The organism is Aneurinibacillus terranovensis DSM 18919, assembly GCF_000430625.1.
Classification (GTDB): Bacteria; Bacillota; Bacilli; order Aneurinibacillales; family Aneurinibacillaceae; genus Aneurinibacillus_B; species Aneurinibacillus_B terranovensis.
Genome location: NZ_AUMJ01000018.1, coordinates 72,292 through 98,661, shown reverse-complemented (window position 1 = coordinate 98,661; position 26,370 = coordinate 72,292). Strand labels below are relative to the sequence as shown.

Annotated in this window: 20 protein-coding genes; 19 read left to right on the top strand and 1 reads right to left on the bottom strand. The window is 48.0% G+C overall.

All coding sequences use genetic code 11. From position 1 onward, the window contains the following. Positions 1–60: 60 nt before the first annotated feature. Positions 61–2,085, bottom strand: coding sequence for a transglycosylase domain-containing protein (locus tag H525_RS0104750; protein WP_027415254.1), 2,025 nt, complete (start codon positions 2,083–2,085; stop codon positions 61–63). Between the two features lie 272 nt (positions 2,086–2,357). Here H525_RS0104750 and speE point away from each other — a divergent pair, with 272 nt between their 5' ends. From speE to rho, 19 genes are all read left to right on the top strand, one after another. Beyond that, entirely contained in the window at positions 2,358–3,188 is an 831-nt protein-coding gene (gene speE, locus H525_RS0104745) for a polyamine aminopropyltransferase (RefSeq protein ID WP_027415253.1), read from the top strand. Between the two features lie 20 nt (positions 3,189–3,208). Beyond that, positions 3,209–4,075, top strand: coding sequence for an agmatinase (gene speB, locus H525_RS0104740; protein WP_035099997.1), 867 nt, complete (start codon positions 3,209–3,211; stop codon positions 4,073–4,075). 393 nt (positions 4,076–4,468) lie between these two features. Beyond that, positions 4,469–4,939, top strand: a complete 471-nt coding sequence (locus H525_RS0104735; protein ID WP_211236971.1) for a YwiB family protein — start codon at positions 4,469–4,471, stop codon at positions 4,937–4,939. Between the two features lie 13 nt (positions 4,940–4,952). Next, positions 4,953–6,623 carry an arginine--tRNA ligase gene (gene argS, locus H525_RS0104730; protein WP_027415250.1) on the top strand — a complete coding sequence of 557 codons (1,671 nt, stop codon included), beginning with the start codon at positions 4,953–4,955 and terminating at the stop codon, positions 6,621–6,623. A 281-nt stretch (positions 6,624–6,904) separates the two neighbouring features. After that, the gene (locus H525_RS0104725) at positions 6,905–9,019 is read left to right on the top strand and encodes a (Fe-S)-binding protein (protein ID WP_027415249.1); all 2,115 of its coding nucleotides are present in this window, start codon (positions 6,905–6,907) and stop codon (positions 9,017–9,019) included. A gap of 144 nt (positions 9,020–9,163) precedes the next feature. Then, complete coding sequence (locus H525_RS0104720; protein WP_027415248.1) at positions 9,164–10,348, top strand: acetyl-CoA C-acetyltransferase; 1,185 nt, start codon at positions 9,164–9,166, stop codon at positions 10,346–10,348. A 63-nt stretch (positions 10,349–10,411) separates the two neighbouring features. Further along, positions 10,412–11,263: a 3-hydroxybutyryl-CoA dehydrogenase gene (locus tag H525_RS0104715; RefSeq protein ID WP_027415247.1), complete on the top strand. Its 852-nt coding sequence runs from the start codon at positions 10,412–10,414 to the stop codon at positions 11,261–11,263. 64 nt (positions 11,264–11,327) lie between these two features. Continuing rightward, positions 11,328–12,467, top strand: coding sequence for an acyl-CoA dehydrogenase (locus H525_RS0104710; RefSeq protein ID WP_027415246.1), 1,140 nt, complete (start codon positions 11,328–11,330; stop codon positions 12,465–12,467). A gap of 39 nt (positions 12,468–12,506) precedes the next feature. After that, entirely contained in the window at positions 12,507–13,649 is a 1,143-nt protein-coding gene (locus H525_RS0104705; RefSeq protein WP_027415245.1) for an acyl-CoA dehydrogenase, read from the top strand. Between the two features lie 149 nt (positions 13,650–13,798). Next, positions 13,799–14,428, top strand: coding sequence for a TetR/AcrR family transcriptional regulator (locus tag H525_RS0104700; RefSeq protein ID WP_027415244.1), 630 nt, complete (start codon positions 13,799–13,801; stop codon positions 14,426–14,428). Between the two features lie 77 nt (positions 14,429–14,505). Beyond that, positions 14,506–17,760 carry a fused isobutyryl-CoA mutase/GTPase IcmF gene (gene icmF, locus H525_RS0104695; protein ID WP_027415243.1) on the top strand — a complete coding sequence of 1,085 codons (3,255 nt, stop codon included), beginning with the start codon at positions 14,506–14,508 and terminating at the stop codon, positions 17,758–17,760. Positions 17,761–18,103: 343 nt separating this feature from the next. Further along, on the top strand, positions 18,104–18,631 hold the full coding sequence (gene rpoE / locus H525_RS0104690) for a DNA-directed RNA polymerase subunit delta (protein ID WP_342664270.1): 528 nt from the start codon (positions 18,104–18,106) through the stop codon (positions 18,629–18,631). 195 nt (positions 18,632–18,826) lie between these two features. After that, complete coding sequence (locus H525_RS0104685) at positions 18,827–20,428, top strand: CTP synthase (RefSeq protein ID WP_027415241.1); 1,602 nt, start codon at positions 18,827–18,829, stop codon at positions 20,426–20,428. A 171-nt stretch (positions 20,429–20,599) separates the two neighbouring features. Continuing rightward, complete coding sequence (locus H525_RS0104680) at positions 20,600–20,965, top strand: response regulator (RefSeq protein ID WP_027415240.1); 366 nt, start codon at positions 20,600–20,602, stop codon at positions 20,963–20,965. Positions 20,966–21,025: 60 nt separating this feature from the next. Beyond that, positions 21,026–21,889 carry a class II fructose-1,6-bisphosphate aldolase gene (fba, locus tag H525_RS0104675; RefSeq protein ID WP_027415239.1) on the top strand — a complete coding sequence of 288 codons (864 nt, stop codon included), beginning with the start codon at positions 21,026–21,028 and terminating at the stop codon, positions 21,887–21,889. Positions 21,890–21,921: 32 nt separating this feature from the next. Next, positions 21,922–22,569, top strand: coding sequence for a fructose-6-phosphate aldolase (gene fsa, locus H525_RS0104670; protein WP_027415238.1), 648 nt, complete (start codon positions 21,922–21,924; stop codon positions 22,567–22,569). Positions 22,570–22,639: 70 nt separating this feature from the next. Next, the gene (locus H525_RS0104665; RefSeq protein WP_027415237.1) at positions 22,640–23,893 is read left to right on the top strand and encodes a UDP-N-acetylglucosamine 1-carboxyvinyltransferase; all 1,254 of its coding nucleotides are present in this window, start codon (positions 22,640–22,642) and stop codon (positions 23,891–23,893) included. A 52-nt stretch (positions 23,894–23,945) separates the two neighbouring features. After that, on the top strand, positions 23,946–24,917 hold the full coding sequence (glpX, locus tag H525_RS0104660; RefSeq protein WP_027415236.1) for a class II fructose-bisphosphatase: 972 nt from the start codon (positions 23,946–23,948) through the stop codon (positions 24,915–24,917). Positions 24,918–24,977: 60 nt separating this feature from the next. Continuing rightward, a complete protein-coding gene (gene rho / locus H525_RS0104655; protein ID WP_027415235.1) occupies positions 24,978–26,261 on the top strand; it encodes a transcription termination factor Rho in 1,284 nt (427 codons plus the stop codon). Positions 26,262–26,370: the final 109 nt, after the last annotated feature.

The window sequence follows — 26,370 nt, the reverse complement described above, 5'->3', positions numbered from 1 at the left end:
TCCGCAGTCGTTTTATGACTTAAGGGGCAGCCTCTTCAAATTTAGCTTTAGAGCATGTTGTTACCAGAACTTAAACCTCTCCCAGAATGATTTTTTCTTTACAGTTGTTTGTTCGGGTTTCGCGGGGTGAATCTTGCAGTATTCCGTCGGTTCTGTACCCGGGATAAAATACATAAGTTTTTGGTTGGGGCAGGCGTTCGTCGCCAGTTCCCCGCTGACCGGGTCAACATAGGCGGAAATGACGCCGGGCGGGATAGCAAACATTGTCTTTGGTTTGTCTTTCAGCGCTTGTCCCATAAAGTCGGCCCATATCGGCGCGGCAAGCCTTCCGTCATAAAACGGGTCGATTTTTCGGTTGTCATCGTAGCCGACCCACACGCTTGTAAGCAACTGAGGAGTAAAGCCGGTCAGCCAGGCATCATAATCGGTTGTTCCCGTTTTCCCGGCTACAGGCCTTTCAAGCATGTCGTATACCCGGTAGGCTGTCCCTCCGTTTGCAAAGACGCTCTCCATCATATGTGTGAGGATAAAAGCATTTTCCGGACTTACCACCTGCTGTGTATACGGTTGACTGTCAACCAGTACATTCCCGTCCCGGTCTACGATCTTTTGAACCGCAATCGGATCGACCCTTTTTCCCTGATTCGGCAGTACAGAGAAGGCCTGAACCATCTCAAGGGGGGTAACAGGATCGGTGCCGAGTGCAATAGAAGGAATAGGCTTGAAAGGAGATTGAATTCCCACCCGCTTAGCCATATTTACCATTTTATCGGGACCGATCGTCATATTGGTTTGCACGGCGTAAATGTTATCGGAACGGGCAATGGCCTGCTCCATATCAATATAGTCATAAGCATACTGGCCGCCAAAATTCCCTGGCATGTACGTCTGCTTATGATCTTTACCGAATGTAAAAACGGTCGGTTCGCTTTTTATTTTAGTAAGCGATGTAAACCCGTTCTCCAGGGCAGCCAGGTAAAGGATTGGCTTAATCGAAGAACCGGGCTGCCGGTGGGCCAGTGCGCGATTGAACTGTGTTTTCGCATAGTCTGTCCCCCCGACCATCGCGCGAATGTAACCGGTTTGCGGGTCCATTGAAATGAGCGCAGCTTGGAGCGGCCGGTTGGTCGGCATGTATTTTTTAATCGTGTTCTCGGCTTTTTGCTGAATATCCGGATCGAGCGTAGTATAAATTTTCAGCCCGCCGTGTTCCAGCGTATCCTTATCAATATGGTATTTTTCCATCACCATTTTCGCTACATAATCACGAAAATAGGGGGCGATTACGGTATCCCTTGTTTTGAGCGGGATAATATGAAGCGGCTGTAAGCGTGCCTCTTTCGCCTGCTGTGCGGTAATAAACTTTGTGTTTACCATTGCGGCAAGCACGAATCCCTGCCGTTCTTTGCACGCGTTCATATTCAGATGAGGCGAATAATATTTAGGGCCCTTGGGTAAACCGGCCAGCATGCTCGCTTCAGCCAGGGAAAGGTCGGATGCGTTTTTACCAAAGTAGGTTTTGGCTGCCGCCTGTATACCGTACGCCCCGTGCCCGTAATAGATTTGATTCATGTACAGCTCAAGCAACTGCGCCTTCGAATAGTTTAACTCCAGCTGCATCGTGAGGATTGCTTCCTTCCATTTTCGCGACCAGGTTTTGTCTTGGCTTAAGTAAAGATTCCGCGCAAGCTGCATCGTAATCGTACTTGCGCCTTCCAGTTTGGACATATGCCATATATCGGTTAAAGCAGCCCCTGCGATTCGCTTAAAGTCAAACCCGGTATGGGTATAAAATTTGCGGTCTTCAATCGCGACGGTGGCCTCTCGCGCATAGACAGGAATTTTACTCAGCGGGACAAACGTGCGATTTTCCCCTTTATACAGCGTGGCAATCACCTGGCCGCCGCTTCCGTACATCGTTGTCGTTTCGTTGATTGGCATAGGCGGAAGCGGCTGAGAACGCAAATAAAGAAGGAAAACACCAAAAAGAATGGCTGTTACCATAAAGGCAATAAGTCCGTATCGAAATGCTTTTTTTAAAATTTTGAACCAGCGTACAAGCTGATTTTCCTGAATAATTTCCATTGGGAAGACCCCCTACACTGCAACTAGAGCTATCATGTGCGCCAGCTTCTTCGGCTTGGCGCTAGCAAAAGTTTTCTTTAAAAGATAGTATGGGTTATTTTAGTAGAATCTATACGGATGATAGTCTCTAAGGAAGGAAAGAATAAAACAGGGCTCACAATGGGCCGTTCGAAAAGTAATCTTTGATTTTTAATGTGGGTCTTACTATAATTGAACATGGCTTGAAATATAATCGTTTCTTACAAAAGGAACAAGGAAGGGGACGAAAGATAATGGGTGGAATGTGGTACACGGAAAAACAAACGGATCATTTTGGAATCACAGTTGAAGTGAATAAAACTTTACATACAGAACAAACGGAATTTCAAAAGCTGGATATGGTGGAAACTCCGGAGTTTGGCAATATGCTCTTCCTCGACGGAATGGTGATGACGTCAGAGGTGGATGAATTTGTTTATCATGAAATGGTCGTTCACCCTGCACTGAATACGCACCCCAATCCCGAAAACGTACTCGTTGTTGGCGGTGGAGACGGCGGAGCGATTCGTGAGATACTTAAACATAAGAAAGTAAAGAAGGCAACCCTCGTTGAAATCGACGGAAAAGTTATCGAATACTCGAAAAAGTATCTCCCGAGCATTGCCGGCGAACTTGATAACCCGCGTGTAGAAGTAAAAGTGGATGACGGATTTATGCACATTGTAAAAAGTAAGAACCTGTACGATGTGATTATGGTGGATTCCACAGAACCGGTTGGTCCTGCAGCTCCCCTGTTTGAGCGCGGTTTCTACCAGGGGATTTATGAGGCGCTGAAGGACGATGGAATGTTTGTTGCGCAGACGGATAACCCGTGGTTTAAAGAGGATTTAATCCGCAAAGTCATGCACGATGTGAAGGAAATATTCCCAATCACGAAGCTTTACATTGCCAACATTCCCACGTATCCGAGCGGGATGTGGACCTTTACCCTTGGCTCGAAGAAATATGATCCGGAAGCGGTCGATTTGAATACGATTCCTGAGCTTGACACGAAATACTACACTCCGCGCCTTCACCATGCGGCATTTGTGCTTCCGAAATTTGTGGAAGATATGACGAAATAAGGAGCAGCACTACAATGACTATGCATTTTTTTAATCCGTCTTACAGCGGACACGCTTTTTTTGAAGCGCAGAGCACGTATGAAAATGCCCAGGCCGTGATCTATGGGATGCCGATGGACTGGACGACAAGCTTTCGTCCGGGCTCCCGTTTCGGCCCGACGCGCATACGGGAAGTGTCGATTAATTTGGAAGACTACAGCCCTTATGCGGACCGTGAATTGAAAGAAGTGGCGTATTTTGACGCGGGTGATATCCCGCTGCCGTTTGGAAGCGCTCATCGCAGCCTCGAAGAAATCGAAAGCTATGTGCGTAAAGTTGTGGCTGATGGTAAATTTCCCATCGGCCTTGGCGGAGAGCATCTCGTTAGCCTGGCGCCTATTAAGGTGATGGCGGAGAAATATCCGGATTTAGTGATTGTACACATTGATGCCCATACGGATTTGCGCCATGAAATGGAAGGAGAGCAGCTCTCCCACTCCGCAATCATCCGCCGTGCTCTCGATTACGTAAAGCCGGAGAATGTGTACCAGTTCGGTATCCGTTCCGGCCTGAAAGAGGAGTTCGATTACGCGCGTGACAATATGCACCTGTATAAATTCGAAGTGGTTGAGCCGTTGAAAAAGTGCCTCGATGAGTTAAAAGGCCGCCCGGTTTACGTTACATTTGACATTGATGCCGTTGACCCGGCATTTGCCCCGGGAACCGGAACAGCCGAGCCAGGCGGAATCACATCGGCTGAAGCCATTGAAGCGATTTATCTTCTGGCACAGCTTAACGTAGTCGGCTTTGACCTCGTCGAAGTCGCCCCCGTCCTCGACCAATCCGAACGCACGCAAATCCTCGCATCGAAATTGATTCGTGAAGTGATTTTAACGATGGTAAAGTAAGTATTTTTTCATGAGAAACGATGGACAAGTTCATGGAAGTGGACAAGTTATTTAAAAGCTGAGTAGACGCCGGCATACCGGCGTCTTTTTCCACTCTTAGTTGGGAGATGGGCTGAACGCTTTTTATTTTTTGTTTTTCTTTCTGCTACCGAGTGCCGCGCTGGCAGTGTACGCTTCTTGCAAAGAAAGAAGTAACAAAAATAAAAAACGTTTAGCCCAACTTCTTACTGGGTTTGCTAAAGTGCCCGGCACGATATAAAATGTAACTATTATAAAATGGATACCGCTAAAGAAAACTTGGCTAGCGCCAAGCCGCAGGCGCAGGTGATAGCCTTAGTTGCACTTATGCGTGTGAGAAAGGTTTACTTTCTCATACGCGAAAATAAGCAATGATTGAAACCAGGTGATAACTTGAAAAAATCCGTGGCTGAACGTGTTACGATTAGCATGGTGAGCACATTTCGGATTCGAATGGCTCCACCTGATATACATAAAATTCAGTATGAAGGCCAGCTGTACGCAACAGGAGACGGCTGGTATATTAAGTTTGTCGAGCCGGGAGAGGAAGGAACAACGAATACAACGTTGAAAATGAAAGAGGATGAAATTACCGTGATTCGTCACGGAGCCGTTACGATGCGCCATTCGTACCGAAAGGGCGTTAAAACGGCCGGTTCGTACATTGGCCCTGCAGGTGCCATGCATATGGAGACGGACACACGAGATGTTCGCTATAAAAACGATGAACAAGGATGGTTAAGCAGCTGTGCCTGGTCGTATGACCTTTATTTGAATGAGCAAAAAATAGGCCGATATGAACTGGAATGCTCCATTGCCAGGGAAGTAAACAAAATTTTACATTGAGGGGGGCTATACGATGAGTATAGTAGAACAGACCAAAAATAAAATCATCGAGGAAATCAAACAGGCCGTGGTCGCTTCCGGGATGGTAGAATCGGAACAAATCCCGGACTTCGTACTGGAGATACCGAAAGAAAAATCACACGGGGATTATGCGACGAATATTGCGATGCAGTTGACGCGCATTGCCCGGAAAAACCCCCGCCAGATTGCAGAGTCCATTGTCGGGCATTTAAATAAGGAGGCGGCCAGCGTCTCGAAAGTTGAAATTGCCGGTCCGGGCTTTATTAACTTCTATATGGACAATAGCTACTTAACCGGGGTCATTGGCCAGATTTTAGAGGCAGGAGAAACGTACGGGAAGACCAATGCCGGAGGCGGGAAAAAAGTACAGGTGGAGTTCGTGAGCGCGAATCCGACAGGCGACCTTCATCTTGGACATGCCCGCGGCGCCGCGTTTGGCGATGCCCTCTGTAATGTGCTCGATATGGCCGGCTATGATGTTTCCCGGGAATATTATATTAACGACGCGGGAAATCAGATCGTCAATCTGGCCCGCTCGATTGAAGCACGGTATTTTCAGGCGCTTGGCCGGGATATGGAGATGCCGGAAGATGGATATTTCGGCAAAGACATTATCGAATTCGGAAAAGAACTGGCTGAACGGCATGGGGACAAATACGCGAACATGAGTCCGGAAGAGAGGTTTGTTTTCTTCCGCAACTGGGGCAGGGACAAAGAATTAGAGAAAATAAAGAAAGACCTGGCCGATTTTCGGGTTTATTTTGATGATTGGTTTAGCGAAACGTCCCTTTATGAACAGGGCCTTGTCGAGCAAAGCGTAGAAGAATTACGGAAACGCGGCTACGTATATGAACAGGACGGAGCCACCTGGCTGCGATCCACTGAATTTGGCGATGATAAGGATCGGGTCCTCGTTAAGCAGGATGGAACGTACACGTATTTAACGCCTGATATCGCCTACCACGAAAATAAATTCAGCCGCGGATTTGAGCAGTTAATCAACATTTGGGGGGCAGACCACCATGGGTATATCCCGCGTATGAAAGCTGCGATGCAGTGTCTCGGCCATAATCCGGAACAGCTTGTCGTCCTTATCAACCAGATGGTAAGCCTGTACCAGGGCGGAGAAAAAGTAAAGATGTCCAAGCGGACCGGAAAAGCCGTTACGATGCGCGACCTGATGGAAGAAGTCGGAACCGACGCGACTAGGTATTTCTTCACGATGAGAAGCCAGGATGCGCACCTTGACTTTGATATGGATTTAGCCGTGTCCAAGTCGAATGAAAATCCTGTATTCTATGTGCAGTATGCGCATGCCCGTATCTGCAGTATTTTCCGCCAGGCAGAAGAACAGGGAATTACCTTTCAACCGGATAAAGGGGAGTTCATCCGTCTAACCAGTGAGAAAGAAGTTGACCTGCTTAAGCACCTCGGTGCCTTCCCGCAGGAAATCGCTGCTGCAGCGGAAATGCTGGCTCCACACCGGATTGTACGCTACGTGCACGAGCTTGCTTCCATGCTTCACAGCTTCTATAACGCCGAGCGTGTCATCACCGAAGATGAGGGATTGACCCAGGCGCGTCTCGCTCTGATGAAAGCCGTTCAAACGACACTGGCGAATGCGCTGCGGTTGCTTGGCGTCTCTGCCCCGCAGAAAATGTAATCAGCGGCTTTCGCTTTAACCTAACCAAGACACTCGAAATCAATTCGGGTGTCTTTATCATTCCTTTTTTCAAAAGATACAGAAGCAAAAAAGAGGTGGATATTTTTTTTACTGGCAGGAATCGAATAAAAGAGATAGAATATTCATTATGTAAGGGGTTATTTTTTATCCAGCACTTCTGACTGAATAGTCATTCACAATTTTCCGGAAGCGTGATATAATTATCTATACTATTCTTTATTATTAGGCTATTTATGCCCCTGCCAAGGAGATGAGAGAGAATGAACTTTTTGCCGCTGCTTAATCTGATTCTTTTCTTTGCGGTTGTCGGTTACGCGCTCTATCTGTTTGCACATCTTGTGTACAGCCGGGTCACTTTTATTAAACTCGGGAAGCCGGCCGATTTGCGTGAAGATGCCGGTAAACGTGTAAATGTATTTCTCACGAACGTTTTTGGACAGAAAAAATTATTAAAAGATTCCAAAAGCGGTGCCATGCACGTGGTTTTATTTTACGGCTTTCTACTCGTCCAATTCGGGGCGATTGACTTGATCTGGAAGGGGTTAAAACCGGGCTCTCACCTTCCATTTGGTTCGGCTTACCCGTATTTTCTTTTATTCCAGGAGATCGTCGTAGTGGCTATTCTTCTGGCGGTTTTCTATGCGTGGTATCGCCGGAATGTTGAAAAGCTGAAACGGCTGAAGCGCGGTTGGAAAGCCAACCTCGTTATCTGGCTTATCGGCATTCTTATGGTCAGCACGCTGTTTGCTGAAGCAATGGAAATCATCTGGCAGCATCCGGATCATATAGGGTTCCACTCGACCCAACCGATCGCTTCCAGCCTGGCCGCCGCTTTTTCTCCAATTGGCTCGGCAGCCGCTGCCGGTGTGTTCTACTTTTTCTGGTGGGTGCATCTGCTTACGCTCCTATTCTTCCTTGTGTATGTACCACAGGGCAAGCATGCGCATTTGATCTTCGCACCGTACAATTGGCTGATGAAAGATAAATCGCGCCCGGTCGGCCGCCTCAGCACGATCGATTTCGAAAAGCTGGAAGAGGAAGGGGCAGAAGAGTTCGGCGTTGGACGGATTGAGCATTTTACGCAAACGCAGTTGATTGACCTGTACGCCTGTGTGGAGTGCGGGCGCTGTACAAGTATGTGTCCGGCTGCGGGCACGGGAAAAACTCTCTCGCCAATGGACTTAATTGTGAAAATGCGTGATCATTTAACGGAAAAAGGGGCGGCCATTACGTCGCGTACCCCATGGATGCCTGCGTTTGCCTTTAAAAATACGACAGGCAACCTGCTGGCGATGCAGGCGGCGGGGGCAGCGTCGGAAGTAGCCGCTGCAACCGAGGGGTCTGCGGCGTTAGCGATCGACTATAATGTGGAACTCATTGGGGATGTCATCACGGAGGAGGAACTGTGGGCCTGCACAACCTGCCGCAACTGTGAAGACCAGTGCCCGGTTGCGAACGAGCATGTGGGCCATATTATCGACATGCGCCGCTATCTTGTGATGACCCAGGGCCAAATGCCTTCGGACGCGCAGCGGGCCTTAAGCAACATTGAGCGCCAGAGTAACCCGTGGGGCATTAACCGGAAGGACCGGATTAAGTGGCGGGAAGGAATGGAAGAGCTTGTTCCTACCGTGAAGGAAACCGAGGACTTTGAATATCTGTTCTTCGTCGGTTCTATGGGGTCCTTTGACAACCGGACCATCAAAATTACCCAATCGTTCGTGCGCGTCATGCATAAAGCCGGCATTACATTTGCTATTCTCGGCAATGAGGAGAAGAACTCCGGGGACACCGCCCGCCGTCTCGGAAACGAAATGCTGTTCCAGGAGCTGGCGATGGAAAATATCGCAAACTTCCAGAAATACGGCGTGACCAAAATTGTCACGATGGATCCGCACGCGTTTAATACCTTTAAAAATGAGTATCCGGTTTTTGGTCTGGAAGGGGTAGAGGTTTACCACCATACTGAACTGCTTGCCAAATGGATTGAGGAAGGCCGCCTCCAGCCGGTACATGAGGTCAAGGAACGCGTGACATATCATGATTCGTGCTATTTGGGACGTTACAATGAAATATATGATGCCCCCCGCCGGATTCTTTCCGCAATACCTGGTATGAACATTGTAGAGATGGAACGCTCCGGCTGCGACAGCATGTGCTGTGGCGCCGGCGGTGGAATGATGTGGCAGGAGGAACACCAGGGTACCCGCGTGAATATCGCCCGAACAGAGCAAGCGCTTGAAGTGAATCCGACGACGATTGGCAGCGCGTGCCCGTACTGCTTGACGATGCTGTCAGATGGCACCAAAGCCAAAGAAGTCGATGAACAGGTAAAAACTCTGGATATGGTCGAAATTTTAGAAAAATCCCTCTAAATTGTACTATCGCATTTGATTGAAGGTTGATAAAATAGAAGTGAAAACAGCATAGCCCGGTAGATTTATGCCGGGTTTTTTTATCACTACAAACTGACCGAGCAATCGCTCGGCATATCCTTCTCATCTTAAGGAGGCCAATATATGACCAGGAAGTCAGTAATTGTCAGCTTTGCAAGAACTCCGTTCGCGAAGTTCGGAGGCGCTTTAAAAACTCTGCAGGCAGTTGATCTTGGTGGGATTGTAATTAAAGAGGCTGTTCGGCGCGCAGGAATTTCTCCGGAAATGGTTGAGGAAGTCATCATGGGAATGGTTCTCCAGGCGGGAGCGAAACAAATTCCTTCACGGCAGGCGGCCCGCAAAGCGGGTTTACCGTGGGAAGTGCAGACGGAAACCATCAATAAAGTGTGCGCTTCAGGGATGCGCAGTGTCACGCTTGCTGACCAGATTATCCGGGCAGGTGACGCAGATATCATTGTTGCCGGTGGAATGGAGAGCATGAGCAATGCCCCTTATCTCCTGCCAAACGTCCGTTGGGGAATGAGAATGGGGGATGGGAAGGCAGTCGATGCGATGCTCAATGACGGATTAACGGATGCGTATGACGGGCAGCACATGGCCGTTCATGGCAGCAATGTGGCAGCTGAATATCAGATTTCCCGCCAGGCACAGGACGAGTGGGCGTTACGCAGCCAGCAGCGGGCGCTGGAAGCAATAAAACAAGGAAAGTTCAAAGATGAAATTATCCCGGTGGAAGTGCCGCAGCGCAAGGGGGAGCCTGCGATCGTGGATACGGATGAAGCGCCCCGGGAGACAACGCTGGAACAGCTCGCAAAGCTGGCCCCGGTCTTTACTAAAGACGGGTCGATTACCGCGGGGAATGCCCCGGGAGTAAACGACGGCGCCGGCGCCTTGGTTGTCATGTCGGAAGATAAAGCCCGGGGGCTTGGTCTTAAGCCGCTGGCCACGATACACGGCCATGCCGCTGTCGGGCAGGAAGCCCCGTACATTGCGACAACACCAGGGCTTGCCATTAATAAATTGCTTAAGAAAACGGGTCGTTTACTCGAAGAGATTGACCTGTTTGAAGTGAATGAAGCGTTTGCCGCGGTTACGCTGACGAGCGGAGAAATTGTCGGTTGGGATCCGGAGAAGGTCAACGTCAACGGAGGAGCCATCGCCCTTGGTCATCCGATCGGTGCCAGCGGTGCGCGTATTACCATGACACTAATTAGCGAACTTCGCCGGCGTGGCGGCGGGTTGGGAGTAGCAGCGATTTGCTCCGGTGCTGCGCAGGGCGACGCGATTTTGCTTGAGGTTCATGCATAACACGGTCACTGCGTATGAATTAGAAAAACAGCTTTTTTAAATAAAAAGGAGAGTGGGGAGAACATGGAAATTAAAAAATTGATGGTAATTGGCGCAGGACAGATGGGATCGGGAATTGCGCAGGTGGCGGCCCAGGCAGGCCTTGAGGTTGTTTTGCATGATTTGAAACCGGAGTTTGTTGACCGGGGATTGAGTGTCATCACCAAAAACCTCAGCCGGGATGTCGAGAAGGGGCGGAAAACGGATGAGGAAATGCAGGCGGTTTTAAGCCGGATTCAGCCGTCAACAGATATCGAGCACGCCAAAGAGGTTGATATCGTCGTAGAAGCTGCGATTGAGAATATGGAAGTTAAATCGAAACTTTTCAGGCAGTTGGATGAGCTTGCCCCTGCCCATGCGATTCTTGCCAGCAACACTTCGTCTCTGCCCATTACAGAAATTGCGGCGGTCACCGGGCGTCCGGAGCAAGTCATCGGCATGCACTTTATGAACCCGGTTCCTGTTATGAAGTTAATCGAAGTGATTCGCGGATTGGCGACCTCGGATGAAACATACCAAGCGGTAGCCGCGCTGTCGGAGAAAATGAACAAAACAGCGGTGGAGGTTAATGATTTCCCAGGTTTTGTATCTAACCGCATCCTTTTGCCAATGATTAATGAAGCGATTTACTGTGTCTACGAAGGTGTGGCTACACCTGAAGCCATCGATGAAGTGATGAAGCTTGGGATGAACCACCCGATGGGTCCGCTTACGCTGGCTGATTTTATCGGCCTGGATACATGCCTTTACATCATGGAGATCCTTCATGAAGGGTTGGGAGACTCGAAATACCGCCCTTGCCCGCTGCTTCGTAAATATGTGAAAGCCGGCTGGCTCGGCCGTAAATCCGGTCGCGGCTTCTATCAGTATAACTAAAGAAAAAGAATAAACCCTTACCTTTTACAAGGAAGCACCATGAATACAAGCAGGGGGGGAAACCATGCAGCTTTTTTTAACCGAAGAACAGGAAATGATGCGAAAAATGGTGCGTGATTTCGCTCAGAAGGAAATTGCACCGCAGATTGAAAAAATGGAGGAAACCGATGAATACCCGCTTGAACTCATTCGAAAGATGGGAACATACGGGCTGATGGGAATCCCGATTCCCGAAGAATTGGGCGGGTCTGGGGCCGATTTTATCTCCTACATCTTGGCGATTAATGAAATTTCCAAGGTGAGCCCTACGGTCGGAGTGATTCTTTCTGTTCACACTTCCATTGTGACAAATCCTATTGTCTATTTTGGCTCAGAAGAACAAAAGAAGAAGTATGTACCGAGGCTTGCTGCTGGTGAATACATTGGGGCTTTTGCCCTGACAGAAGCCAATGCCGGATCGGATGCGGGCCGCATTCGGACATCTGCCGTAAAAAAAGGGGATAAATACATTCTCAACGGTTCCAAAATTTTCATTACAAACGGCGGAGCGGCCGATGTGTATCTTACGTTCGCCGTCACAGATTCTTCAAAAGGAATTAAAGGGATATCCGCTTTCCTTGTCGAAAAAAATACACCAGGTTTTTCCGTTGGAAAGAAAGAAAAGAAAATGGGGCTCCACGGATCAAACACAACAGAACTCATTTTTGATAACGCGGAAGTGCCGGCCGATAATTTGATGGGGGCAGAAGGTGAGGGTTTTACGATCGCGATGGCCAATCTTGATGTCGGTCGCATTGGAATTGGGGCACAGGCTCTTGGAATTGCGGAGGGCGCTCTCGCTCATGCGATTGCCTATGCAAAAGAACGGCATCAGTTTGGTAAACCCATTGCCAGCCAGCAGGCAATTGCCTTCAAGCTGGCCGATATGGCAGCCCAGACGGAAGCGGCAAGGCTTCTTCTATATCGGGCGGCCGATTTGCGCAACCGCGGGGAAAAATGCGGGATGCAGGCTTCAATGGCCAAGCGCTTTGCTTCGGATACGGCGATGAAAGTAGCAACCGAAGCGATCCAGGTATTCGGAGGATATGGCTATACGCGGGATTACCCGGTTGAAAGGTTTTTTCGCGATGCCAAGGTGACGCAAATCTATGAGGGAACGAATGAAATTCAACGTATAGTAATTACCAAGCATCTTCTTCAATAATATATAAGTTCAATAATATATAAAACAGGAGTGGAGAACATGGATTTCAGATTATCAGAAGAGCATGAAATGATGCGTAAAATGGTGCGCGATTTTGCCGAGAATGAACTGGCCCCGAAAGCTGCTGAACGCGATGAGGAAGAACGGTTTGATATGGAAGTCTTTTATAAGATGGCGGAACTCGGCCTCACAGGAATTCCCTGGGATGAAAAATACGGCGGTGCAGGCTTTGATTTCTTAAGCTACGTCATCACCGTAGAGGAGCTGTCCCGCGTTGATGCTTCGGTAGGCGTGACGCTGTCCGCCCATACATCGCTCGGCTGCTGGCCAATTTATAAATTTGGCACGGAAGAACAAAAGCAGAAATACCTGCGCCCAATGGCGGAAGGCAAAATGATGGGAGCTTACTGCCTGACAGAACCCGGTTCCGGTTCCGATGCGGCTGGAATGAAAACTGTGGCCAAACGGGATGGCGATTCTTACATCCTCAATGGAAGCAAAATTTTTATTACAAACGGAGGGCTTGCTGACGTATATATTGTTTTCGCCGCAACCGCCCCGGAATTAAAGCATAAAGGACAGACGGCATTTATTGTCACGAAGGATATGCCTGGCTTTAAAGTCGGCAAAAAAGAGAAGAAACTTGGGATTCGTTCCTCTGCGACCACGGAAATCATTTTTGAAGATTGCAGGGTTCCGGCAGAGAATGTGCTTGGGGAAGAAGGGCAGGGCTTTAAAATTGCGATGATGACGCTTGACGGCGGACGCAATGGAATTGCAGCTCAGGCGGTAGGCATTGCCGACGGAGCACTCACTCATGCGGTTGCTTATGCAAAGGAACGCCATCAATTTGGCAAGCCTATTGCCTCGCAGCAGGCGATTGCCTTTAAATTAGCAGATATGGCAACAAAGGTGGAGGCAGCGCGCCTGCTCACATATCAGGCTGCGGTTTTAGAAGACCAGAAACTGTCGTACGGAAAAGCCTCAGCCATGGCTAAACTTTTCGCCGGGGATACTGCAATGGAAGTAACAACCGAGGCTGTCCAGGTATTCGGCGGGTACGGATATACACGCGAATACCCGGTAGAACGGTTTATGCGCGATGCGAAAATTACACAGATCTATGAAGGAACAAACGAAATTCAGCGCCTTGTCATTTCCGGGTATCTTTTGAAAGACTAAGTGCTCATTGGTGAGGGAACTTTCTGACAAGTGTTGTTTCACTGATCCTTTCCATGTATAATAAGGAGAAAGAAGAGGCAGTTCTTGCCTTTTCTTTTTCCATGATGTATGACCGAACGCTCGGTCGTTGAAATGAAAGGAGTCGCAGGATGACACAGCAAAAAAAATCCATTCCATCAATGGTGAAAGACCCTAAACTTATCGAGAAGCGGCGCGAACAAATTGTAGAAGCGGCCGTCGGTTTGTTTATCTCAAAGGGCTTTCATAAAACGACCACCAGAGAAATATCCCGTGCATCCGGCTTCAGTATTGGAACGCTATATGAATATATTGAATCAAAGGAAGACGTGCTCTATCTTGTATGCGACGCAATTCACCAGGAAGTAGAGAAACGGCTGAAGGAAGTGCTCGTGGATGCGACCAGCGGTGTGGAGAAGCTGCGCAGCGCCATTAAAGGTTTCTATCACGTAATGGATGAGATGCAGGATCGGGTCCTGCTGATATACCAGGAAATCAAGTCACTGCCTAAAGAACCGATGCGTTACGTTCTGGGCAAAGAAGAAGAAATTACAGCTATTTTTGAGGAAATACTGGAACACGGCATGCAGGACGGTTCGTTGAAAATTGAGCAAAGCGCCGTCAAACTGATGGCCCACAATATTGTCGTGCTTGGCGAGATGTGGACATTCCGCCGCTGGAGTCTGCAAAAACATTACACGCTTGAACAATATATTAACATTCAAACGTCTTTGATCTTAGGTGAACTAACAACGAATTAGCGAGTGAGTCAGCCCATGCGACTAACGGGTTACGAGTACAGGTTGAGTTTTTACTAAGGGCAAGAGGGGGAACCGGCATGGAAACAGCTATTTATCGTCCGAAGCATAATGTTCGTTTTGTTACAGCAGCCAGTTTATTTGATGGGCATGATGCAACGATTAATATCATGCGCCGAATTTTACAGGCTTCCGGTGTGGAGGTCATCCATCTGGGACACAACCGTTCCGTAGAGGACATCGTCAATGCGGCGGTGCAGGAGGATGTTCAGGGAATCGCGATCACTTCTTATCAGGGAGGACACGTTGAATTCTTTAAATATATTATCGATCTTTTAAAAGAAAAGGGAGCCTCCCATATCAAAGTTTTCGGCGGCGGCGGCGGTGTAATTGTGCCGGCTGAAATCCGTGAACTCCATGAATATGGTGTATCTCGTATTTTCTCACCGGATGACGGGCGTAAAATGGGGCTGCAGGGAATGATTAATTTGATGATTGAGCAGACCGACTACCCGACAAAAAAAGAAGTAGAAAGAGAAATTCGTGAATTAAGCGTGCAGAATTGGAATGCGGTTGCCCATATGATTACACTGGCAGAAGATAACGTGGAAAACCAGAATAAAGAGGCCGCTTCCGCTCTGGAACAAATTGATTCCCAGGCAAACAATGTGCCGGTTCTTGGCATTACCGGGACAGGGGGAGCGGGAAAAAGCTCGCTGACAGATGAACTGGTACGTCGCTATCTACAGCAGTATCCGGAAAAAACGATTGCCATTCTTTCTGTCGACCCTTCCAAGCAAAAAACCGGCGGCGCTCTGTTGGGGGATAGAATTCGCATGAATTCGATCAACTCTCCGCGCGTGTACATGCGTTCACTGGCTACCCGTAATTCCCACAGTGAATTAAGCCAAGCGATCGGTGATGCCATCCGCATTGTCAAAGCGGCAGGCTATGATTTTATTGTGGTTGAAACGTCAGGGATCGGACAGGGCGACGCGCAAATTATGGATGTGTGCGATTGCGCGATGTACGTGATGACGAGTGAGTTCGGCGCGGCCACGCAGCTTGAAAAAATCGACATGATTGATTACGCGGATATTATTGCGATTAATAAATTTGACCGCCGTGGTTCGGAAGACGCGCTGCGCGATGTGAAGAAGCAGTGGAAGCGCAGCCGTACGTTATTTGAGGTAAATGATGAAGACGTTCCGGTATACGGGACGATCGCCAGTCAGTTTAATGACCCGGGAACCGACGTGCTGTTTGTGAATTTGATGAGAATTGTTGGGGAGAAAACGGGACAGGAATGGAAGGCATCACTTGAAGTTTCCCACCTGCCAAAATCGAAGAAGAACTACATTATTCCGGCTGAACGGGTTCACTATCTCGCTGAAATCGTAAGCACGGTGCGCGATTACAAACGCATGACCGAACAGCAGGTAGCGGTTGCCCGGAAATTGTTCCAGTTAAAAGGCGCGAAAGAAGAATTCGTAAAACAGCAGGGGGAACTTGCCGGCGAATTAATGCGGGAAATCGACAAGTGCATCGATTACTATGAGGGCAAACTTCACCCGGAAAGCAAAAAAATACTGGAAAACTGGCAGTCGATTAAAGAGGCATACCGCCGCGATCAATTCATCACTAAAGTCCGCGATAAAGAAATCAAAACGGATCTGTTTACAACGTCGTTATCCGGAACCAGAATTCCAAAGGTATCGCTGCCTAAATTCGAAGACTGGGGCGAGATTCTCCGCTGGTCTATGGAAGAGAACTTGCCGGGTTATTTCCCCTTTACTGCCGGCGTATTTCCGTTTAAGCGGGATGGGGAGGATCCGAAACGCCAGTTTGCGGGGGAAGGAACCCCGGAGCGTACGAATCGCCGCTTCCACTACCTTTCCAAAGATGATGCCGCGAAGCGCTTAAGCACGGCGTTTGACAGTGTGACGCTGTACGGGGAAGATCCGGATTACCGCCCGGACATTTACGGGAAAATCGGGAACAGCGGGGTAAGCATATGCACCCTGGAGGATATGAATAAGCTGTACGCAGGATTTGACCTGTGCCATCCTTCTACCTCGGTTTCCATGACCATTAACGGACCGGCCCCTATTATTCTTGCGATGTATATGAACACGGCGATTCAGCAGCAGCTCGATAAATTTGCCGCGGAAAACGGGCGCCAGCCGAATGCCGAAGAGACGGCGAACGTTCGGGCAACAACGTTAAAGAATGTGCGCGGTACGGTACAGGCTGACATTTTAAAAGAAGACCAGGGGCAGAATACGTGTATTTTTTCAACGGAGTTCGCCCTGAAAATGATGGGGGATATCCAGCAATACTTTATTGACAATATGGTTCGCAATTACTATTCGGTTAGTATTTCCGGGTACCATATTGCGGAAGCCGGCGCCAACCCGATATCTCAATTGGCCTTTACGCTGGCCAACGGGTTTACGTATGTCGAATATTATTTAAGTCGCGGGATGCATATCGATGATTTCGCACCAAACCTGTCATTTTTCTTCAGCAACGGTCTGGACCCCGAATATTCGGTGCTTGGCCGGGTTGCACGCCGCATCTGGTCGACGGTGATAAGGAACAAGTATCAGGGAAATGAACGGAGCCAGAAGCTGAAATACCACATCCAGACGTCCGGGCGGTCCCTGCACGCGCAGGAGATGGACTTTAACGACATCCGCACTACGCTGCAGGCGTTGATGGCTATTTATGATAACTGCAATTCACTGCACACGAACGCATACGATGAAGCGATTACGACCCCGACGGAGAATTCCGTTCGCCGTGCGATGGCGATTCAGATGATTATTACCAAAGAACTGGGCCTCGCCAAAAATGAAAATTCACTGCAGGGTTCCTTTATTATCGAAGAGCTTACGGATCTTGTGGAAGAGGCGGTTCTTGCCGAATTCCAGCGCATCAGTGACCGCGGAGGCGTGCTCGGAGCGATGGAGACGCAGTACCAGCGCAGTAAAATTCAAGAAGAGTCGCTGTATTATGAAACGAAAAAGCATAATGGTGAGCTTCCTATCGTCGGTGTTAACACGTTCATCAACCCGAACGCGGACGAAGCCGATTATGAAATTGAACTGGCCCGCGCGACAGAAGAAGAAAAAATCCAGCAGATTAACAACCTGCGTGCCTTCCAGGAAATACACAAAGAAGAGGCGCCTGCTGCGCTCAAACGCTTAAAAGAAGTAGCCCGCAGCAACGGCAACATCTTTGCCGAGCTCATGGAAACCGTCAAAGTCGCCAGCCTCGGCCAAATCACAGGCGCTCTCTATGAAGTGGGCGGCCAGTATCGCCGCAACATGTAATACGTGGAGTGAAATGCACCATTTTTATTTTTGCAAAATCTTCCCTTGCAAGGAAGCGGGAATGCATTGCCTCGGGTATTCCCGCTTCTCGTTTTTTTCTTCTGATAAGTTCCTCCTGCATGTGTATATTATATTCATTCACAGTGTATTATCTAATAGAACTAAGCACAGGTGTCCGGACGTCCAGCATCCCAAAGGAAACGTTCGCGGATGCATCGAAATCCGTTTATTTTTGCTTTTTCCCGCTACCCGGTGCTTGCTTTTCGCCTGCGTTTGTGTATACAATAAGAAATACTGGCTAATACTGCTTATTCGTTTAGTACATCTATCTGAGAGAAGGGAAGTGCCGAGGTTGAGCAATGCATTAAACCTTGAACCGGAAAAGGTAAGAGAAATGGCGATGGTGGACCTTTCTTATAACATCTTAGCGCAAGCCAAGAAGCCATATTACTACCGTGACCTTTACAAAGAGCTCACTGATTTAAAAAACTTGTCAGACCAGGAAGCGATGGATTTGATCGCTCAGGTATATACTGAAATCAACCTTGATGGACGTTTCATCTGTTTAGGGGAAAACCTCTGGGGATTGAAGCGCTGGTATCTTGTAGAAACCCAGGAGGAATCGGCTGAGGGTGCCCTCCGCGGCAAATTCGTTCTCGATGACGATGATGACGACTACGATGATGAAGAGGACGAAGTACCGGATTACGATTCAATTCTGGTCGGCACGAACGATGACGACACGGATGACCAAGACATAGAAGCCGATCCGGATTCTTTCGATGATGATGAAGTGGATGAGACCGACGAAGAATTTGAGGATGAAGAGGAAGAAGAAATAGATGCAGAGGAAGACGAGGACCTCGATTAACGATCATCTTGACATAGAATAGATGGAACGATAAAATACGTTTTGGGCTTTAAAAGTTATGAACGAACCAAAACAAAAGTGCCCCTTTCCGAACATTCGGCTAGGGATAACTTTTGTTTTTTTTATTGTTGCTTTTCATAGAGAATATGGTTTTGGGAAAAGTATTTAATGGGTGAAGAAAGAGGGGTTAATAGCATGGCAAAGTATATTTTCGTTACCGGTGGGGTTGTATCTTCTTTAGGAAAAGGGATTACAGCCGCTTCCCTTGGCCGGTTATTAAAAAATCGCGGCCTTAAGGTCACCATCCAAAAGTTCGATCCGTACATCAACGTCGATCCGGGAACGATGAGTCCTTATCAGCATGGAGAAGTGTTCGTAACGGAAGACGGTGCGGAAACGGATTTAGACTTGGGGCATTATGAACGGTTTATCGATATTAACCTGAACTCCAACAGCAACGTAACAACGGGTAAAATATATTCCTCCGTTATTACGAAAGAGCGGCGCGGTGACTACCTTGGCGGTACGGTGCAGGTCATTCCCCACATCACCAATGAAATTAAGGAACGTGTTTTTCGGGCAGGACGTGAAAATAACCCGGATGTGGTCATCACGGAAATCGGAGGTACGGTAGGGGATATAGAAAGCCTTCCGTTTCTTGAAGCCATCCGCCAGATTAAAAGCGATGTTGGCCGGGAAAATGTCATGTACATCCACTGTACGTTAATTCCTTATCTCTCTGCTGCAGGCGAATTAAAAACAAAGCCGACCCAGCACAGTGTGAAAGAATTGCGCAGTCTCGGCATCCAGCCAAATGTAATTGTATGCCGGACGGAAAAGCCCATATCACAGGATATGAAGGATAAAATCGCTTTATTCTGCGACATTGATCCGAAAGCAGTGATCGAAGGGGCCGACGCGGTTACACTTTATGAAGTACCCCTTATGCTGAAAGAACAGGGATTGGATGATTATGTATGCAAACACCTGAATCTTCGTTGCCCTGAAGCGGATATGACCGAGTGGAAGCAGCTTGTTCATAAGGTGCAGAATCTGTCCGGAAAGACGACAATTGCCATTGTCGGGAAATATGTATCCCTGCACGACGCTTATTTAAGCGTGGCGGAAGCCTTGTATCATGCGGGTTATGAAAACGATTCGGATGTAGAGATTAAATGGGTCAATGCTGAAGAAATAGATGAAAGCAACGTCGCTGAACTCCTCGGCTCGGTGAACGGTATTCTCGTACCCGGCGGCTTTGGCGACCGCGGTGTAGAGGGAAAAATCACTGCGACGAAATATGCGCGGGAAAACAAAATCCCTTTCCTTGGAATTTGTCTTGGCATGCAGGTCGCGGTTATTGAATTTGCCCGTCACATTCTTGGCAAATCTGATGCGAACAGCTCAGAAATTAATCCGGCGACACAGAATCCTGTCATTGACCTTCTGCCGGATCAAAAGGATGTTGAAAATCTTGGAGGCACGATGCGTCTCGGCCTGTATCCTTGCAAATTGGAGAAAGATAGCCTCGTCTATCACTCCTATAACCAGGAACTTGTATATGAGCGCCATCGTCATCGTTACGAATTCAACAATGAATACCGTAAAGAAATGAATGAGGCGGGCTTGAAGTTTAGCGGCACATCACCGGACGGACGCCTTGTTGAAATCATTGAGCTGTCCGATCATCCATGGTTTGTAGCCAGCCAGTTCCACCCCGAATTTGCCTCCAGGCCAAATCGCCCGCAGCCGTTATTCCGGGATTTTGTCAAAGCAGCTATTCAAAATAATAAATAAAAACACCAACATGGCTCATAGGCCGGTGAGGCGCTCCATCAAGGGGCGAACCGGTCCTTGAGTCATTTTTTATGCATAAAATAAGCAGGAATTAAAAGTATGGGAAGCGAATCATACAGGAATAAACGATATGGCGGTGTACAAATTCGCGGAGAAAAGTGGGGGATTATTATGGCGGACAAGAAAGTGTTGATTGTTGATGATCAATACGGGATTCGTGTTTTGCTGTTTGAAGTGTTTGGTAAAGAGGGGTATCAAACATTTCAAGCGGCGAATGGAAAACAGGCGTTAGACGTGGTCATGACTGAATCGCCCGACCTTGTTATTCTTGATATGAAAATTCCTGGGATGGACGGTTTGGAAATACTAAAAGAAATTAAAAAAATAAATCAAACGATTAAAGTGATCATGATGACGGCTTACGGGGAACTGGATATGATTAAGGAAGCCACGGACTTGGGGGCTATCACACATTTCACAAAACCGTTTGATATTGACGAACTCCGCATCGCAGTTGAGAAGCAACTCGCATGCTAATTCTTTGTTGTGTTATAATAATACCGACGTTAGACAGAGACAGAAGGAGGATCATTACATATGCCATTAGTTTCGATGACAGAGATGTTGAACAAGGCAGTGCAAGGTAAGTACGCGGTAGGCCAGTTTAATTTAAACAACCTGGAATTTACCCAGGCGATTCTTCAGGCGGCCCAGGAAGAAAATGCTCCTGTTATTCTTGGTGTTAGTGAAGGTGCAGCACGCTATATGGGCGGATTTAAGCTCGTTGTAGGTATGGTAAAGGCATTAATGGAGGAATATAAAGTTACCGTTCCCGTTGCCATTCACCTTGATCATGGTTCTTCCTTTGAAAAATGTGTGGAAGCCATGTATGCAGGGTTTACTTCCGTTATGATTGACGGTTCTCATCATCCTTTGGATGAGAATATTGCCCTCACTAAAAAGGTTGTAGATGTTGCCCATACGTTGGGAATTTCTGTAGAAGCGGAACTTGGCCGCATTGGTGGTCAGGAAGACGACCTTGTTGTAAACGATGCGGATGCTATGTATGCTATTCCTTCTGAATGCGACCGGCTGGTGCGTGAAACGGGTGTGGATTGCTTTGCTCCTGCGCTTGGCTCTGTGCACGGTCCTTACAAAGGTGAGCCAAAGCTTGGTTTTGGCCGGATGGAAGAAGTTATGAAGTTAACAGGTGTGCCGCTTGTTCTTCATGGTGGTACAGGTATTCCAACCCATGACATCAAAAAAGCAATTTCATTGGGAACGGCTAAAATCAATGTAAATACGGAAAACCAGATTACTTCTGCCGAAACGGTTCGGAAAGTACTCGCGGAGAATCCAAATGTTTATGACCCGCGCAAATACTTGGGACCTGCCCGTGAGACCATTAAGGAAACGGTGAAAGGCAAAATCCGAGAATTCGGCAGCAGCAACCAGGCTTAGTCAAACTGAATTTCAATCAAAAGGAGTGTGCCATGAAGTTCTTTATTGATACTGCGAATGTTGAAGAAATTCGTGCCGTTAATGAATGGGGGGTGCTTGCCGGCGTAACAACGAACCCATCCCTTGTGGCAAAGGAAGGCAGGGATTTCGAGGAGACACTTAAAGAAATTATTGATATTGTCGACGGTCCAATCAGTGCCGAAGTAATCAGTACCGAGGCGGAAGGCATGATTGAAGAAGGAGAGCGCCTTTCCTCTCTTTCGAAAAATATTGTCATTAAAGTACCGATGACCGTTGAAGGATTGAAGGCGGTAAAATATTTCACCAAGAAAAAAATCAAAACAAATGTAACTCTTGTTTTCTCGGCTACACAGGCACTTCTCGCCGCACGCGCAGGCGCTACCTATGTATCACCTTTCCTGGGCCGACTTGATGACATTGCTCAGAATGGTTTGGCGTTAATCGCTGATATTTCTGAGATTTTTGCGATGCATGACATCGAAACGGAAATCATCTCCGCAAGTGTTCGGCACCCGCTGCATGTTGTGGAATGTGCGAAACAGGGCGCGCATATCGCAACGATCCCATATAAAATATTCCAACAGATGGTTAAACATCCGTTAACGGATAGTGGAATTGAACGTTTTCTTGCTGATTGGGAAAACGCCCAGAAAAAATAAAGAAGGAGAAGCACCTTTTCAAAATTGATGAGAAAAGGTGCTTTTTCCGATGAGTTAGGAGAATCCATCCATGGAGAAACTCTATATTAAAGGTGGACAGAGATTACAGGGGAATGTTCAAGTCAGCGGGGCTAAGAACAGTGCTGTAGCATTAATACCTGCCGCTATTCTTTCCGAATCTGAAGTGATCCTCGATAATTTGCCTGAAATCAGCGATGTCCGTATCTATGGAGAAATTCTGGAAGAGTTAGGTGCAGTAGTCAGCTTCACCGGGGAGACGATGCGCATCAATGCCAGCAGCATGCAGAGCAAACCGATGCCGAACGGCAGAGTCAAACATTTGCGCGCGTCCTATTATTTAATGGGTGCGATGCTTGGTCGCTTTGGCGAAGCGATCATAGGAATGCCCGGCGGATGCAACCTTGGTCCGCGTCCTATCGATCAGCATATAAAAGGGTTTGAAGCGCTGGGCGCTGTGATTGTGCACGAACGCGGTTCATTACATATTCGGGGAAACCAGCTGGTAGGTACGAAAATTTATCTGGATGTTGTAAGTGTTGGAGCCACTATTAATATTATGCTCGCTGCCTCCATGGCAAAAGGAACGACCGTAATAGAAAATGCTGCGAAAGAACCGGAAATTATCGATGTGGCTACCTTATTGAATGCGATGGGCGCCGATATCAAAGGGGCCGGTACAGACGTGATTCGCATCAAGGGGGTAAGCCGTCTTGGCCAATGCCGTCATTCTATCATTCCTGACCGAATTGAGGCGGGAACGTATATGATAGCTGCAGCGGCCACCCGGGGAGATGTAGTAATTAATAATGTAATTCCGCGTCATCTTGAATCTCTGACAGCAAAGCTGCGAGAAATGAATGTTGTGGTAGAAGAAGCGGATGATGCCGTGCATGTCGTAGGAGCTGACGAATTGAGAGGCATCGACATTAAAACGCTTCCTTATCCCGGCTTTCCCACCGATTTACAACAGCCTATGACCTCCCTTCTAACGCAATCCAAAGGGACGAGTATCGTCACGGATAATATCTATCAATCGAGATTTAAACATGTGGATCATCTCGTGAATATGGGAGCGAAAATAAAAGTAGAGGGTCGCTCAGCGGTGATTGAAGGGTCGGAAGCATTAAAAGCCTCGAAAGTCACGGCGACGGATTTGCGCGCTGGAGCCGCTCTTGTTATTGCGGGTTTAATGGCGGAGGGTGTAACGGAAATCTCCGGCGTTTCTCATATTGACCGGGGATACACGAGATTAGAGGAAAAACTAAGGGGTATCGGTGCCGTGATGTGGCGGGAATCGATTTGATTTTTTTTAATTTTGGTTGTTTCATTACTTATAAGATTGGGGATAGCATACAATGGAACGCAGTTTGACATTGGAACTTGTACGTGTAACAGAAGGAGCTGCCCTTGCCTCGGCGCGCTGGATGGGCCGCGGAAAAAAGGAGGAAGCGGACGATGCAGCGACGAAAGCGATGAGGGCCGTTTTTGATACGGTACCGATGGATGGCACCGTTGTGATCGGGGAAGGGGAAATGGATGAGGCCCCGATGCTCTATATTGGAGAGAAGTTAGGCCAGGGAACAGGATGTCCGCAGGTGGACGTGGCTGTCGATCCGCTTGAGGGAACTAACATTGTCGCCAAGGGAATGTGGAATGCGCTCACCGTTCTCGCTGTTGCCGATAAAGGAAATCTGCTTCACGCACCGGATATGTACATGGAAAAAATAGCGGTAGGGCCGAAGGCGGCAGGTAAAGTGGATATCGATGCGCCTGTTATTGATAATTTGAGAGCGGTTGCGAAAGCGAATGGGAAGGATGTATCCGACCTGGTGGCAGTTATTATGGATAGGGAACGCCATGCGAAACTCATTCATGAAGTTCGCGAGGCGGGTGCTCGTATCAAACTCATTTCGGATGGGGATGTTGCCGGGGCCATTAATTCTGCTTTTGAACACACAGGGGTAGATATTTTGTTTGGGATTGGCGGTGCACCGGAAGGCGTGATTGCAGCGGTTGCGCTCAAATGCCTTGGCGGGGACTTTCAGGGGCGGCTTGTACCGCAGAACGAACAGGAAACAGAGCGCTGCAAAAAAATGGGAATGTCTGATCCGCGCCAAATTTTGCGCCTGGAAGACCTTGTGAAAGGCGATGACGCAATTTTTGCCGCCACAGGGGTTACCGATGGCGAGTTGCTAAAAGGTGTGCGTTATGCGGGAACGACGGCGACCACCCACTCCGTAGTCATGCGCGCCCGTACAGGGACGATACGTTTTATTGAAGGGCAGCACCGTTTGGATATCAAACCTCATTTTGTGATGAAAGATTGATAGAAAGAGAAATCAGCTATACTGGTATATACTTGAGAAAAGTGTGGTGTTTATGTATTAATGGAGATGAATTTAGCCCAGCTTGAAGAAAAGAAGCTGACAGACTTGTATAAACTCGCAAAGGAATTTCAAATTCCCTACTATGGAACATTCAAAAAACGGGAATTAATTTTTGCCATTCTGCAGGCCCAGGCAGAAAAACAGGGCAATATGTTTATGGAAGGGGTACTCGATGCCCATCCGGACGGATTTGGATTTCTTCGTCCAATCAATTATCTTCCAAGCGCGGAAGATATTTATATATCTGCGTCTCAGATCCGCCGGTTTGACCTGCGCACCGGGGATAAAGTATCGGGGAAGGTGAGGCCGCCCAAGGAAAACGAACGATATTTCGGCCTGCTGCACGTGGACGCGGTTAACGGCGAACCACCGGAAACGTCTTCCGAAAGACTTCACTTCCCGGCTCTCACACCTCTTTATCCACAGAAAAAGATTGTGTTGGAAACCTCACCTGAAAAAATTTCTTCCCGTGTTATGGATTTAATCTCGCCCGTAGGACTCGGACAGCGCGGCTTGATTGTTGCACCCCCGAAAGCAGGAAAAACCGTCCTGTTAAAGGAAATCGCGAACAGCATCGCAACGAACCACCCGCAGATTGAATTGATAGTTCTATTAATTGATGAACGGCCGGAAGAAGTAACGGATATGCAGCGCTCGCTTGTTAAAGGAGAAGTTGTCAGTTCGACGTTTGACGAGTTGCCGGAAAATCATATTAAAGTGGCAGAGCTTGTACTTGAACGAGCGATGCGGTTAGTGGAGCATAAAAAAGACGTCGTTATTTTGTTAGATAGCATTACGAGATTGGCAAGGGCTTATAACGTTACAGTGCCGGCAAGCGGCCGTACGTTATCAGGGGGGATTGACCCGGCAGCGTTTCACCGGCCCAAGCGTTTCTTTGGGGCAGCCCGGAATGTAGAGGAAGGCGGCAGCCTGACGATTCTGGCCACTGCGCTTATTGAAACCGGCTCTCGGATGGACGATGTGATTTATGAAGAGTTTAAAGGCACCGGCAATATGGAACTGCACCTCGACCGCAAACTTGCGGAGCGCCGCGTCTACCCGGCCATCGATATCAGGCGTTCCGGCACACGCCGCGAAGATTTGCTGTTTGCGAAAGAAGAATTGGAAAAAATTTGGGCGTTACGCAAATCCATCCATGACAGCAATGAATTTACCGAAGCGTTCATCCGCAAGCTGAAAAGCACAAAGACCAATCAAGAGTTTCTTGATTCCCTCGTTGTTGAACAGGTGAAAAAAACTCCGGTAAGACAAAATAAATCGTAATTCCACTTGGTCATTCCGATAAAAAACGCTTCGCCCTCCTTTTTCAGTTTCTCTGTTAACGTATGCTGTGCAGCCGAACGTAAACCTCAAAGGGGTGCACAATGGAATG

Coding starts and splice junctions, on each gene's coding strand:
- H525_RS0104685 (WP_027415241.1), top strand. CDS start 18,827: ATGGCAAAGTATATTTTCGTTACCGGTGGGGTTGTATCTTCTTTAGGA.
- H525_RS0104750 (WP_027415254.1), bottom strand. CDS start 2,085: ATGGAAATTATTCAGGAAAATCAGCTTGTACGCTGGTTCAAAATTTTA.
- H525_RS0104665 (WP_027415237.1), top strand. CDS start 22,640: ATGGAGAAACTCTATATTAAAGGTGGACAGAGATTACAGGGGAATGTT.
- icmF (WP_027415243.1), top strand. CDS start 14,506: ATGGAAACAGCTATTTATCGTCCGAAGCATAATGTTCGTTTTGTTACA.
- H525_RS0104710 (WP_027415246.1), top strand. CDS start 11,328: ATGCAGCTTTTTTTAACCGAAGAACAGGAAATGATGCGAAAAATGGTG.
- H525_RS0104725 (WP_027415249.1), top strand. CDS start 6,905: ATGAACTTTTTGCCGCTGCTTAATCTGATTCTTTTCTTTGCGGTTGTC.
- fba (WP_027415239.1), top strand. CDS start 21,026: ATGCCATTAGTTTCGATGACAGAGATGTTGAACAAGGCAGTGCAAGGT.
- speE (WP_027415253.1), top strand. CDS start 2,358: ATGGGTGGAATGTGGTACACGGAAAAACAAACGGATCATTTTGGAATC.
- H525_RS0104720 (WP_027415248.1), top strand. CDS start 9,164: ATGACCAGGAAGTCAGTAATTGTCAGCTTTGCAAGAACTCCGTTCGCG.
- argS (WP_027415250.1), top strand. CDS start 4,953: ATGAGTATAGTAGAACAGACCAAAAATAAAATCATCGAGGAAATCAAA.
- fsa (WP_027415238.1), top strand. CDS start 21,922: ATGAAGTTCTTTATTGATACTGCGAATGTTGAAGAAATTCGTGCCGTT.
- H525_RS0104705 (WP_027415245.1), top strand. CDS start 12,507: ATGGATTTCAGATTATCAGAAGAGCATGAAATGATGCGTAAAATGGTG.
- H525_RS0104700 (WP_027415244.1), top strand. CDS start 13,799: ATGACACAGCAAAAAAAATCCATTCCATCAATGGTGAAAGACCCTAAA.
- glpX (WP_027415236.1), top strand. CDS start 23,946: ATGGAACGCAGTTTGACATTGGAACTTGTACGTGTAACAGAAGGAGCT.
- rho (WP_027415235.1), top strand. CDS start 24,978: ATGGAGATGAATTTAGCCCAGCTTGAAGAAAAGAAGCTGACAGACTTG.
- H525_RS0104680 (WP_027415240.1), top strand. CDS start 20,600: ATGGCGGACAAGAAAGTGTTGATTGTTGATGATCAATACGGGATTCGT.
- H525_RS0104715 (WP_027415247.1), top strand. CDS start 10,412: ATGGAAATTAAAAAATTGATGGTAATTGGCGCAGGACAGATGGGATCG.
- speB (WP_035099997.1), top strand. CDS start 3,209: ATGCATTTTTTTAATCCGTCTTACAGCGGACACGCTTTTTTTGAAGCG.